This window comes from Chryseobacterium sp. YR221, assembly GCF_900176315.1.
Classification (GTDB): domain Bacteria; phylum Bacteroidota; class Bacteroidia; order Flavobacteriales; family Weeksellaceae; genus Chryseobacterium; species Chryseobacterium rhizosphaerae.
On record NZ_FWXM01000003.1, the window covers coordinates 672,103 to 684,583 of the forward strand.

Here is a 12,481-nt window from a genome sequence, read left to right on the forward strand (position 1 = left end):
TATGTTCCATAAAGCCCTTATCTTCAGTCTTGGAATACTCGCATTAACAGGATGCGATGCCCAAAAGAAAACAAAAACAGAAACAAAAACTTCTGAAATGAGTTCCAATACCAAAACTCCGGATCAAAAAGGAGATATTATCTACTTCAATGAAGGGGAAAATAAGTTCCTTAAAGAGTATCAGATGAATGTTACCTTCAAGGGCATTTCAGAAGACAGCCGCTGTCCTGAAGGAGTAAACTGTATCTGGGCCGGGGTTGCTCTTGCACAGGTGGAAGTAATGGGTACTACAACAAGACCCGTGATTTTAAACCTTGCCAGCATGGATCATCCTGCAAGAAACTATCACCAGTCAGCAGATTTTAACGGATACACCATTACATTGCAGGAAGTAACTCCCTATCCTAAAGCGGCAAGCGATGGGTTAAAGGCTGCCATGGGAAAATATAAAATAGGGATCAGCATCAAAACAACCGAAAGCCCATCAGGGACTACCACGAAATAGGCTTTTTACCTTTGGAAACAAGATACTCATTAATTTTTGAGAAAGGCTTGCTTCCAAAAAAACCTCTATAGACAGAAAATGGCGACGGATGTGCCGATTTTAAGATAAAATGTTTAGCCGGATCTATGAGTTCGGCTTTTTTCTGTGCAAAAGCTCCCCACAATACAAAAACTACATTCTCTTTTTTATCTGAAATTTCTTTAATGATAAAATTGGTAAACTTTTCCCAACCCAGATCTTTATGTGAATTGGGAGTATGGGCACGAACAGTCAATGTTGCATTCAGTAACAGCACACCCTGTTTTCCCCAATCATCCAGTTCCTTAGAAGTTCTTACCACTCCTAAATCATCTTTTAATTCGATAAAAATATTTTTAAGGGAAGGCGGAGCAGCCACCTGTTCAGAAACAGAAAAACACAATCCATTAGCCTGATTGTCATTATGATAAGGATCCTGCCCAATGATCACCACTTCAATATCTTCAAACGAGGTCAATTCTAACGCTCTGAAAATTTGATCTTTCGGAGGGAAAACTTTAGTAGTCGCATATTCATTTTTCACCTTTTCCCATAGGGTTTTAAAGTATTCTGTGTTTTTTATCGGGGCTAAAATTTCTGTCCAGGTCATAATTCAATCTGATTATTTGAAAATGAGTTAATTTGATTATTTACATTTGCTGATCTATCAAAAGACATTTCTGATAAACTAGCGGGCTTTTTTCAGACTAAAAATTACATTTTCAAGATTCTTTTCATCTGTTCTGTTTTCTTTTAAAGCAAACTTATGTTTTAAAAGCAATCCCTTAGAACTTTCATTCTGGTGATTGGTAAAAGCCAAAATTTCCTGTAAATTTAAGTCATTAAATCCAAAATTTAAAACAGATTTCAAAGCTTCACTCATAATTCCTTTTTTATGATAATCGGGAAGCAGCTCATATCCTACTTCCGCCGTTTTCCGGTCTTCAGAGAATTTCCAAAGGCAAATGGTTCCGATAAGGTTCTTTTGGTCTTTATAAGAAATTCCCCAGAAAATGATCTCTTTATCCTGAGTTCTTTTCCTGATGCTTAAAATAAATTCTAAAGCGTCATAGTTGGTCTTGGGTGAATTCCTTTTAACATATTGATTGATCAGTTCATTGCTCCGGATCCGTAAAATATCTTCTACGTGACTTTCATTGATTTCCTTTAAAATTAATCGTTCGGTTTCCAGTTTCATTCTTCAAATGTATTAAACTCGTCATCAATTAAAAACTTTTTTGTCCGGAAAACCTTTCTGATTCTCCATTGTGAATTTCTCAAATTAGCTCATTTTCAAATTACCACCGTATTACATTCACATTTTCTCACTAAATTTGCAGTGTGTATATAGATAAAGAAGATTTAGACGAATTAGAGTTTCCGCAATTACTCGCGGAAATCTCCCCCCTTGCGTATTCTCCGAAAACACGAGAGAAAATTCTTCAACTTCGTCCGATGGAAATAGACGAGGCAGAGCTTTCATTGAAAAAAACGTCAGAATATCTGTCGAGTTTTGAAAGTTCAAATGCAATTCCGTTTGATGAATATGAAGATATTGAAAATGAGCTGAAATTAATGCTGATTGAAAATTACCGTCTTGAAAACAGTGCTTTCATTAAAATCAAAACCATCACGGAACAAATCGGAAGGCTTCAGAAGTTCTTCCCTACCATGCCGGAAACCTTCCCTACCCTTATAGAAGATGTTTCTGTACTGGAGTTTAAGAAAGAGATTATTGAGAAGGTAGATAAAGTTTTCAACCGTTTTGGTGAAGTAAAAAGTGAGGCTTCTCCTGCTTTAAAAGGACTGAGAACAGAAATCCAGCATGCTAAAAAAGCCATTCAGGAAAATTTCAACCGTGCCCTTACCACCTATGGACAAAGTGATTTTTTGGACGATATCCGAGAGACCATTATTGATGATCAAAGAGTTCTTGCTGTAAAATCGGGATTTAAAAAGAGAGTTGCCGGCAGAACATTAGGGATTTCAAAAACAGGTTCCATTACGTATATTCAGCCGGACAGTGTTGTAAAACATTACTTCAAACTTCGGGAAAGTGAAGAGGAAGAAAAAAAAGAAATAGACAGGGTTCTCAGAAAACTTACTGGTGAGCTGGCAGAATTTCAACCTCAGCTTTGGAGGTACCAGATTTATATTTTTGATCTTGACCTTACAAGAGCTAAAGCAAAGTTTGCAGACTTAATTAACGGGGTATTACCAAAAATTAACCGCCATAAGACCTTAAAACTAAGGGATGCTTTCCATCCTTTATTATGGCTAAGAAATAAGGTAGAAAACAAAACAATCTATCCTCAAACTCTGGCTTTAACGGAACACAACAGAATTATCTGTATTTCCGGCCCGAATGCGGGAGGAAAATCAATTACGTTAAAAACAGTTGGATTATTACAGCTGATGATTCAGAGTGGTATTCTGGTTCCTGTTCATCCGAAGTCTGAAATGTTTTTCTTTGAGAAAATGATGACCGATATCGGTGATAACCAGTCCATTGAAAACCACCTATCCACCTATTCATCGAGATTAAAAAAAATGTCCGGAATCATCCGCGAGGCTGATGCGAATACTCTTTTACTGATTGATGAGTTTGGAACAGGTTCTGATCCGGAATTGGGAGGTGCTTTGGCTGAAAGTTTCATGGAGTATTTCTACGACAAGAAAAGTTTTGCGATTATTACCACTCACTATACCAACATTAAGCTGGTAATAGAACAGCTTCCCAATGCTGAAAATGCAGCTATGCTGTTTAATGAAGAAACCCTTGAACCCATGTATAAATTGGAAGTGGGACAAGCGGGAAGTTCATTCACATTCGAAGTTGCTGAGAAGAATAGAATTCCAAGATTCATTATTCATTCTGCAAAGAAAAAAGTGGAACATGATATTGTGAATCTTGATAAGACCATTGTGAAGCTGCAGCAGGAAAAATTTGAGGTTGAAAAACTAAAGTCTGACCTTGCGGAAAGAAAAGAGTCTGTAGAAGATAAGCGTGATAACCTTCAGAAGCTGAATGAGCAGCTTCAGCAAAAGCTCTTTAATTTCCAGAAGCTCTATGAAGAAGAACACCGTAAACTTCAGTTTGGAAACAAAATTGAGGCGTTCATAGACAGCTATACAAAAGGGAAATCAAGGAAAGATGTTGTAAAGGACTTTGTAAAGCTTCTGGAACAGGAAAAGTTCAGGAAAATAGGTGCTGACAAAGACGAATCAAAACGTCTTCAGGTAGTCAAAAGGAAGATTACCCAACAGCTTAAAAAGGAAGATGTGATTGAAAAGATTGCTGAAACCAATGAAAAACTGGAGGAGAAACGTAAAAGTGACCGTGCTGTTTGGATGAAAATAGGGCAACGTGTCCGCATCACAGGAAGTACCAGTGTAGGGACCATTGAAAAAATATCCCGAAACAAAGTAATTGTCAATTATGGAACTTTCAAAACGACCATTGACGCGGAGGAACTTGAAAGAATTTAATCAATTGGAGAATGCGTTAATTTGAGAATTTGAAAATTAATCTAAAATAACTAATGGAGAGCATCATGAGATGCTCTCTTTCTTTTTGTACGTTTACCTAAAAAATAAGCTTAAACATCTGATATCTTTTTTTCAATAGGAAAATCAGGTATTTCAGACTCTCATTTAAAGAAAATACAAGATTTAAAAGAACTGCAACAGTATAATTATCTTCCGAAAAGTATTTAATTTATATATTTGGGGATCAAAAATTTATTATAATGATTTCAGTAGGCAAAGCATTCTATCTATCTGCATTTAGTATTTTCTCTTTAGCATTCGTTAAAGGGCAGAATAAAGTTCCTTTTGGAGTGGTAAAAGCTGAAGAAGGATATGCCAATGTACGTGTACACAAGGATAACTACAGGAAGATTGTAGATAAGATCCGTATGCGTAAAGGGGATGTTTTTGTTTATGTAAAGCCGGCACCGGGAGAAACGGAGTGGATATGGATCAAATATCCTGAAAAACAGGATGAGGAAAAGCCTTTTGTAAGGTATGAAACTCTTGAAAAAGAAGGAATGGTAAATAAAGAGCGTATCGCCTATATTGATCAGCTTCCTCAGTATACACCTTCGAAATCCAAGAATGGGAAATCACTGATTTTTACTGATAATTCTGATCCTAAAATCCCTACGGCACAAAGAAGTAAAGTAGTTATTGATATTTACCCATCCAATGCCGGATACCGTAAAAAGGAGAAAGATGCTGACGGAAAACTCCTTAGTATTGACAAGGTGAAACCATGGGGAATCGGTAATGATCTTCCTGAAGGCATGACTGAAATTAAATCAATCAGGGTTCAGCAACCCGGCAGAGGTTCTGTTTTTGTGCGGGAAGCCATCAAAAACATGTTTCAGCCTACCATGGATTTCAATAATGTAGCGGTAACCTCTTTAGACAACGACAATATCTTTCTTTATATGATCAATGGTTCAGGAGAATACAGATATACAAGTCTTTGGACTATAAAAAAAGGAAGAGTGATCAGTCAGATTATTTATCATAATCCGGAATAAATTCATTATTTTTGCCCCCGAAAAAGTTTAACGCTTATTCATCATAGAAATAGGTTCTGCTTAACCGCAGATTAAAAAGGGAATCGTGTGAAAATCACGAACTGTCGCGCAACTGTAAGTAACTGAAGTCTTTTATTAAAGATCCACTGTGCGAGGCATGGGAAGGGGATAAAAGATGTTACGAGTCAGGAGACCTGCCTTTTTCTTAAACAAAAAACTTTCGCGATATGAAGTTTATTGATCTGATGGATTTTTTCAGGAATTTCTTAGATTCCTGGTATTATTCTGTTGTTTGATAATATTTCATTTCGCTTTAATTAATAATGAAATATGACTACAGAAGAAAGAATTGAAGCATCCGAAACCAGAATATTTAAAGCGGTTTTCCCTAACACAACAAATCATTATGATACCCTTTTTGGTGGTACGGCTATGCAGCTGATGGATGAAGTAGCTTTCATTACTGCTACCCGATTCGCAAGAAAAAGAGTGGTCACTGTAAGCAGTGATAAAATTGACTTTAAAAAACCTATTCCTGCCGGAACTATCGTTGAGCTGATCGGAAAGGTTGCCTACGTTGGAAAAACCAGTATGAAGGTCAATGTAGAGATCTACACGGAACAGATGTATTCCTACGAAAGAGAAAAAGCAATCATTGGTGATTTTACTTTTGTTGCCATTGACGAATTCAAAAAACCAATCCAAATCCTATAATTATAAAGTTTCGGGCGGCCTTTGGCCGCCCGAAACTATTTTAGAAAAAAGCGCTAAGCTTTTATTTGATTACTTTTCCGGTTTCCAGATTTCTGGTCAATAACAGTTCAAAAGCCTCCCCCATCTCATCAGAAGCTCTGCAGATGGCATTTTCAAGCATATTTCTAATCTGCTTTTCCGTAACTCCGGCTTCTGTCCAGCTTTTTCCTGAGGTATATGAATTCAGGATAAAAGGAATAATCCTGTCGATAGCACAGGCGAAAATAGCATCCGGTGTTTTTTCCTCTTCAAATTCTATCCATAAATTGAAAAACTCCGAACGTAATGGCTCGTCTAAGATTCCAAAAATCTTTTGGGCAGAAACTTTTTCTCTTTCAAACTTTCCGACCATTGCTTTTTCATCAAAAAGGAAAGTATCTCCTGCCTCAATTTCAACCAGGTCATGGATAGAAAGCATTCTGATAACTCTCAGCAAATCAATGTCAGCACGGTTTTTTGCATAAGGATATAAAATCTGTGCAAGAATAACGATCTGCCATGAATGTTCTGCAGTATTCTCTCTTCTCGAATCATCTGCATTATAATTTCTTCTCTGTACATTTTTCAAAGCATCTACTGCCAGGATAAAATCAATCTCTTTCTGAATCTTCATTATGTTACTTATCTATTATATTGATCTGCCGGATACACCTTGATTTTGGTCACCCATTTATTATTTATTTTTTCTTTGGTCATCACTTTTACACGGTCTTCATTGGTCATATCCTCTTCCCTCTCCAATACCTTTTCTAATCCCTTATTAGGAATTACTCTATATTCCGTAGTAAAAATCATGCAACATCCGGATTTTCCTGTGGCTACAAGACGTTTGCGCTTAGCATCTACCCCAAATAATCCAAAATAACTGGAACCGATTTCCGTAAGTTCCTCACTTTTTACAAAAGCCATTCTCGTACTATTGAATACATAGACATCATAGGATGCACTGCTGTAATTTCCTTTATTTCCATTTCTGACAGCGATATCTTCTGTTCCGTCAAAATTAAAATCATCAATAATAAAAGGGCTTTCTTCATTGGTAAGCTGGATCATTTTTCCAGGCATCAATTTTTGCCCCTCCTTTACATAAAATACAAGATCTTCGGAAGTTAAAGTCTGAACTTTAGTGTTCTTGTTGTCATATAATTCTATTGTTCCTTTGTCTTTACATTGCTCATCAAAGCAATTTTCACTATTGATGATGACATCATAATTCTTTGATGCATTTTTTACTTCAAACTGATATTGTCCAAAACATAAAGGACCCAACAGAATACATGCAGATATACTTCTGTAATAATTCAAAATTTTCATAGTAATAGCAAATGGATTTAGGTGTTTTTTTATAAAATCTTACAACAAAAATACGAATCATAACCTCGACTTCAAAATATCTTTGCCATACAACAACAATGAATTTGATTCAAAACCGAGTATATAATGTCACTCTTTTTTTAAGAAATTCTAAAGAAATACCCTTTTTATCCATTCTCATTTTTTCAGTTTATCTGCATTTATTTAAAATTTTCGGCACTATTTTTACCTTATTCTATTTTTGATCAATTTTAAATTAAAATTTATAATATTGATTTACAATATGTTAACTATTTTATTTTAAAAATTTCACTACTTTGTATTGCATATTACCATTTTAATTACATATCTTTGTAATGTAAAATCGGAATAAGCTCATCTAGCTAGGAGCAATATTCTAACATATAACTAATTAACAAAAACTTATCAAAGATGAATACCGAAAATACCAAAGCGCAAATGCGAAAAGGAATTCTGGAATTCTGTATTCTAAGTCTCATCAATCATCGCGAAATGTATGTTTCCGATCTGATAGATGAACTGAAAAAAGGAAAACTGGATGTTGTGGAAGGAACCCTCTACCCACTTCTGACAAGGCTTAAAAATGGAGAGTTTCTCTCTTACAGATGGGAAGAATCTACAGGAGGTCCACCCAGAAAATATTATCAGATTACTGAAAAAGGAAAACTTTTCCTGAATGAATTACAAAATACCTGGAATGAGCTGACAGCGTCAGTAAGCCAAATCACTCAACAACATTAAAAACAAAGCTATGAACAAGACACTCTCAATAGGACTCGCAGGTTTTTCTTTTACGATAGAAGAACACGCATATATAAAGCTCAGCGATTACCTGAACGCTCTTAGAAGCTCACTGGATGCTTCGGAAGTAGATGAGGTAATGCACGACATAGAAATAAGAATGGTAGAGATCTTCAGAGATTCTCTGGGAAAACGTGAAGTGATTAATGATACTGATGTAGAAAAAGTAATTGCACAGATCGGAACTCCAGAAAAAATCGAAGAACAGGAAGAGGCTTATTTTTCTGAAAAATCAACAAATAAAAATAACTACTCCGGTTCCAACTTTACGGATAAAAAACAATTGTTCCGTGATCCTGAGAAACAAAAGGTTGCAGGAGTTTGTGCTGGGTTAGCCCAGTATGTAGGAATGGATATTACGGCTATGAGAGCCATTTGGTTAGGAATTTTCGTTTTAGGAATCTTTACCGCGGCTATTTCTTCTTCATTGATCGGACTTTTATATGTAATCCTTTGGATCGTTCTTCCAAAAGCTGAAACAGCAGCAGATTTCCTGAAAATGCAGGGAAAGCCTATGAACTTCGACAATCTTAAAAATGAGTCTAATAAATTAGTACAGTTTGCTAATGAATCTACTCAGAGGGTCGGAGAAATATATAATGAGAACAAGCCTTATATCAACAACGCAGGAAGCGGAGCCTGGAATATACTGAAGTATATCGTAGGCGGAATCTTTGTGCTGATGGCTGTGGGAAGTATCATTGGAGTATTTGTAGTCTTTGGACTTTTTGGAATGGATACAGATTTCCCTGGTGCCAATCAAATCAGATTCTATATGGATGATAATGGTCTTGATAAGGTATTAGCAGCTATAATGGTTATCGGAAGCTTAATCCCGGCTATTCTTTTTAGCTTATTAAGTATTAAAATATTCTCTCCAAAAACTAAGCTGAGAAATATCGGATGGGTAATAGGTGGATTATTTCTTCTATTGATCGGATTAGGAACTTACTTTGGATTAAGTATGGCAAAGAAAAACCTGATCTACAGAGGAAGCAAAGAGGATACAGAGAATGTGGCTATCAATACCAATTCTGACACCGTTTATGTAGATGTAAAACAGGTAAGTATTCCACAAAACTTCAAAGCTTATGATGATGATATTTATTCTGATAAGAGATTCGTTTATGAAGAGGATTATATTTCTGTAGATGTAACAAGAAAACCGGATATCAAAACTCCTTATCTGATTATTAAAAAAGAAGGAAACGGCTATAACTTCCCTATTCAGTTAACAGTACCGGTAGAGGTTGTTAATAACAAAGTAATCCTTCCAAACTATGTAAAGTATCCATATGAGCACAGATTCAGAGATTACAGAGTAAATTATGAACTGGTAGTTCCTCAAAAAGCGATTGTTATTCCATTAAAAAAAGACCGTATCAGCTTCGATGGGGATCTGGATGGAGACGGTATCAATGATGATGATCAGGACAGAGATGAGAACCAACATGGTATAAGAATCGAAAAAAATAAAATTACAGTAAACGGTTCTACAATAAGCTATGATCCTAATGATAAAGACAGCGTGATCATTAATGGTAAAAAAGTACCAAACTATCATGTTGAAAAAGTAATTGATTCTGTAACGTCCGACATCAAAAAACTGAACAAAGATGTAGACATTAAGATCAAAGACGGAAAAAACGAAATTTCCATACAAACTAAATAATTAACTTCAGAGAGTGCGAGAAGGTGTGAGTGGATAGCAACCGTTTGAAATTCACACTCTTCTTATCTCAGAAAAGAAAAAAAATCATATTATTTAGTTTCCTATGTAAAAAAAAAGCTTTACTTTCGTACTATTAAAATATAATAACCAACCAACAAAAAACACACACCTATCATGATACAATTTGCCCTAGAATTTGTTATGAAAATCGTAGATTTAATCAACGGTTTGTTTTAAGAGCGATAATATTTCAATATATTTGTAAAGTATAACCAAAGTTTGGTTATACTTTTTTGTTTTAATCCAAGAATTTATGAAAAAACTGATAGGCAAATTAATGCTAAAATTATTAGGTTGGAAAGTCGTTCTGCAGGGCGATGTAAACAGCCTGAACAGGTGTATCCTTGTGGTAGCACCACACACCCATAATATGGAATACATTTTAGGAAACCTTGCCTACTGGTCTTTAGGAAAACCATTAAAGATTATTATTAAAGATGCTCACACCAAAGCATGGTACGGAAGCCTGGTAAGAGGCCTTGGGGGTATCGGTATAGACAGAACTCAAAAAAATGATCTGGTCAATTTTGTAGCCAATCAATTTGCAAAAGAAGATTTCAGTCTGGTTATTACCCCGGAAGGAACAAGAAGCTGGGTTCCGAAATGGAGAAAAGGTTTTTATCATATGGCTTTGGCGGCAAAAGTTCCTATTGTACTGGCAGCCGGAGATTTCAAAAGAAATATTGTTTACCTGGGCTATACTATTCCTTATGAAAGGCTTGCATCAGCTCCTTTTTCAGAGATTATGCAGGAAATTCAGGATTATTACATTAAAAATGATATTGGTCCTAAAATCCCTGCCAACTGGAATCCTAATATCATGGGAGAATAAGTATCATCAACCGTAAATTATCAATCATCATTTATCAACATACAATGAAAGGTCAGAATAAAGAAGAAATATTAGCGTTTTTAAATAACTGGGGAAACGAAACCCTGGCAAAAACCCTGGAAATAAAATTCATCGACATTGATGTCGAAAATGAAACCCTTACTGCCACAATGCCTGTACTTCCAAGGACCCATCAGCCTTTTGGAATCATGCATGGGGGAGCAAGCTGTGTATTGGCTGAAACCTTAGGGTCAAGCCTGTCTAATATTTTTATAGACGGAGATAAATATTATGGTGTGGGAACCAATATCAATTCCAATCATCTGAGAAGTAAGAAAGATGGGGTTGTCACTGCTACCGCCCGCTTTATCAGAAAGGGAAAAACCATGCATGTTTCAGAGATTGAGATCAGAGATGAAAAAGAAGTACTCATCAATCATACTACGATGACGAATAATATTATTCTGAGATAGACTAAAGAGATATCACTAAAAAACAGAAGACTCAAAAAAATTGAGTCTTTTTTTATATACTTGCTGCATTTTTTTAGAGCACCACGGGTATCAAATGAAGAATATTTCCTAAAAAAACTACTCTTTTAATTTTGACATTTTTAAGACTAATAATACCTTTGCAGAAAGGAAAATCAACGTGGGAATTTCCTATCTTATTTCCGGGCGATGATTTTCAAAATCCATCCACAGCTAATGATTTATTTCAAATTTCCTTTTGACGAACAATTATATTCCACAGATCATAATCAGAATATAAATTCCGTAAATTTTTATTCTTTTGACAAACTGAAACAGGTGAGTTTTGAAGGTCGAATTACTTCTGCTGAAGAACAATATATCCCAACCGGTCTCATAAGCAGTCCCCTATTACAGGATCAAACCCATTTTGAAGAAGAAACGAAAGAAGAGTACATGCATAGCCTTCAGAAGGTAATTGGAGTGATTAAAGACAACCAGCTTCCTAAACTGGTTTATTCGAGAAGAAAGATATTCAGGAGCTTTGATGAAATAGACCTTAAAGAAAGCTTTAAAAATCTATGCATCTCTTATCCGAATGCTTTCAGGTATTTGTTTAATGATGGGGATAACGCCTGGATGGGTGCTTTTTCTGAAGTGCTGGGGAAATTCAATAAGGAAACCCATGAATTTGAAACCATGGCACTGGCAGGCACGCTACCTGTTTCTGAAGAATGGACCGAAAAAGAGATTGAAGAACAGAAACCTGTTACCAACTATATTCAGGATATCCTTACCAACTATTCCAGCCATGTAAAGCAGTCAGAAACTTACGATCATATTTCCGGCAACATCAAACACCTCCGTACAGATTTCCGAACGCATATAAAACCTGAGGACCTTGATGCTCTTATCCAGGATCTTCACCCTACTCCGGCAGTATGTGGCATTCCTAAAGATTTTTGCATTGAAAATATTCATAAGTATGAAAAGTTCCCCCGTGAATTCTATGCCGGTTACATTAAAATTGAAACTGAAGAAAGCATACAGTTTTTTGTAAATCTGCGATGTGCAAGGCTTTATCAAGACTCCGTACATGTATTTGTCGGCGGCGGAATTACTGCTCAGAGCACCCCTGAAAAAGAATGGGTTGAAACAGAAATGAAGTCTGAAGCAATTCTTAAAAATCTGGTCACTTCTAACAAGGCATAAAGAACCTCAATAGAAATAAAAAACCTCCTTCAGTCTGAAAGAGGTTTTATTTATTTTAAAATATAAATATCTGGTTATTTCTTTACTCCGATTCTGCTCCACGTATCCATAACGAAAAGCAAAATAAGACCAATAAAAGCTGCTGCTGCAGAAAATACAAACTTCAGGTTATCACTCTCTTCTGATAAAACATCTGACTGCCAATCTATAGCATAAAGATTAATGGCAATGAATACAATAAATAGTACTAAAAATACTTTATAAAACTTCTTCATA

General features: G+C 35.7%; 14 protein-coding genes and 1 riboswitch. Of the genes, 9 read left to right on the forward strand and 5 right to left on the reverse strand.

Annotated elements, in window-relative coordinates:
- Position 1: 1 nt before the first annotated feature.
- Positions 2-505: a hypothetical protein gene (locus B8967_RS12120; RefSeq protein WP_084086265.1), complete on the forward strand. Its 504-nt coding sequence runs from the start codon at positions 2-4 to the stop codon at positions 503-505.
- Here B8967_RS12120 and B8967_RS12125 read toward each other — a convergent pair.
- Positions 492-1,133, reverse strand: a complete 642-nt coding sequence (locus tag B8967_RS12125; protein WP_084086266.1) for a uracil-DNA glycosylase — start codon at positions 1,131-1,133, stop codon at positions 492-494. The two genes, B8967_RS12120 and B8967_RS12125, sit on opposite strands and share 14 nt — an antisense overlap.
- Positions 1,134-1,211: 78 nt before the next feature.
- Entirely contained in the window at positions 1,212-1,721 is a 510-nt protein-coding gene (locus B8967_RS12130) for a GNAT family N-acetyltransferase (RefSeq protein ID WP_084086267.1), read from the reverse strand.
- A 143-nt stretch (positions 1,722-1,864) separates the two neighbouring features.
- On the opposite strand from B8967_RS12130, the gene B8967_RS12135 reads away from it, so the two are divergent.
- The 3 genes from B8967_RS12135 (at position 1,865) to B8967_RS12145 (ending at position 5,784) form a co-directional block, all read left to right on the forward strand.
- Positions 1,865-4,012, forward strand: coding sequence for an endonuclease MutS2 (locus tag B8967_RS12135; protein ID WP_047487312.1), 2,148 nt, complete (start codon positions 1,865-1,867; stop codon positions 4,010-4,012).
- A gap of 260 nt (positions 4,013-4,272) precedes the next feature.
- Positions 4,273-5,070 (forward strand): hypothetical protein, encoded by a 798-nt coding sequence (locus tag B8967_RS12140; protein ID WP_228406146.1) that lies wholly within the window; start codon positions 4,273-4,275, stop codon positions 5,068-5,070.
- Positions 5,071-5,104: 34 nt separating this feature from the next.
- Positions 5,105-5,287, forward strand: a riboswitch (cobalamin riboswitch).
- Between the two features lie 113 nt (positions 5,288-5,400).
- A complete protein-coding gene (locus B8967_RS12145; protein WP_047487307.1) occupies positions 5,401-5,784 on the forward strand; it encodes an acyl-CoA thioesterase in 384 nt (127 codons plus the stop codon).
- Between the two features lie 61 nt (positions 5,785-5,845).
- On the opposite strand, the gene B8967_RS12150 is transcribed toward B8967_RS12145, so the two are convergent.
- Together B8967_RS12150 and B8967_RS12155 are read right to left on the reverse strand one after the other, a co-directional pair.
- Positions 5,846-6,436, reverse strand: coding sequence for an HD domain-containing protein (locus tag B8967_RS12150; protein ID WP_047487303.1), 591 nt, complete (start codon positions 6,434-6,436; stop codon positions 5,846-5,848).
- A gap of 8 nt (positions 6,437-6,444) precedes the next feature.
- Complete coding sequence (locus B8967_RS12155) at positions 6,445-7,137, reverse strand: XAC2610-related protein (RefSeq protein WP_084086269.1); 693 nt, start codon at positions 7,135-7,137, stop codon at positions 6,445-6,447.
- Positions 7,138-7,569: 432 nt separating this feature from the next.
- Here B8967_RS12155 and B8967_RS12160 point away from each other — a divergent pair, with 432 nt between their 5' ends.
- The 5 genes from B8967_RS12160 (at position 7,570) to B8967_RS12180 (ending at position 12,205) form a co-directional block, all read left to right on the forward strand.
- Positions 7,570-7,899: a PadR family transcriptional regulator gene (locus B8967_RS12160; RefSeq protein ID WP_047487297.1), complete on the forward strand. Its 330-nt coding sequence runs from the start codon at positions 7,570-7,572 to the stop codon at positions 7,897-7,899.
- Between the two features lie 10 nt (positions 7,900-7,909).
- Positions 7,910-9,631, forward strand: coding sequence for a PspC domain-containing protein (locus tag B8967_RS12165; protein WP_084086270.1), 1,722 nt, complete (start codon positions 7,910-7,912; stop codon positions 9,629-9,631).
- 313 nt (positions 9,632-9,944) lie between these two features.
- A complete protein-coding gene (locus tag B8967_RS12170; protein WP_084086271.1) occupies positions 9,945-10,523 on the forward strand; it encodes a 1-acyl-sn-glycerol-3-phosphate acyltransferase in 579 nt (192 codons plus the stop codon).
- 44 nt (positions 10,524-10,567) lie between these two features.
- On the forward strand, positions 10,568-10,996 hold the full coding sequence (locus B8967_RS12175) for a PaaI family thioesterase (protein WP_084086272.1): 429 nt from the start codon (positions 10,568-10,570) through the stop codon (positions 10,994-10,996).
- 234 nt (positions 10,997-11,230) lie between these two features.
- On the forward strand, positions 11,231-12,205 hold the full coding sequence (locus B8967_RS12180; RefSeq protein ID WP_084086273.1) for a chorismate-binding protein: 975 nt from the start codon (positions 11,231-11,233) through the stop codon (positions 12,203-12,205).
- Between the two features lie 74 nt (positions 12,206-12,279).
- Here the strand turns inward: B8967_RS12180 and B8967_RS12185 are convergent, their stop codons facing one another.
- On the reverse strand, positions 12,280-12,480 hold the full coding sequence (locus B8967_RS12185; protein WP_047487286.1) for a hypothetical protein: 201 nt from the start codon (positions 12,478-12,480) through the stop codon (positions 12,280-12,282).
- Position 12,481 lies beyond the last annotated feature (1 nt).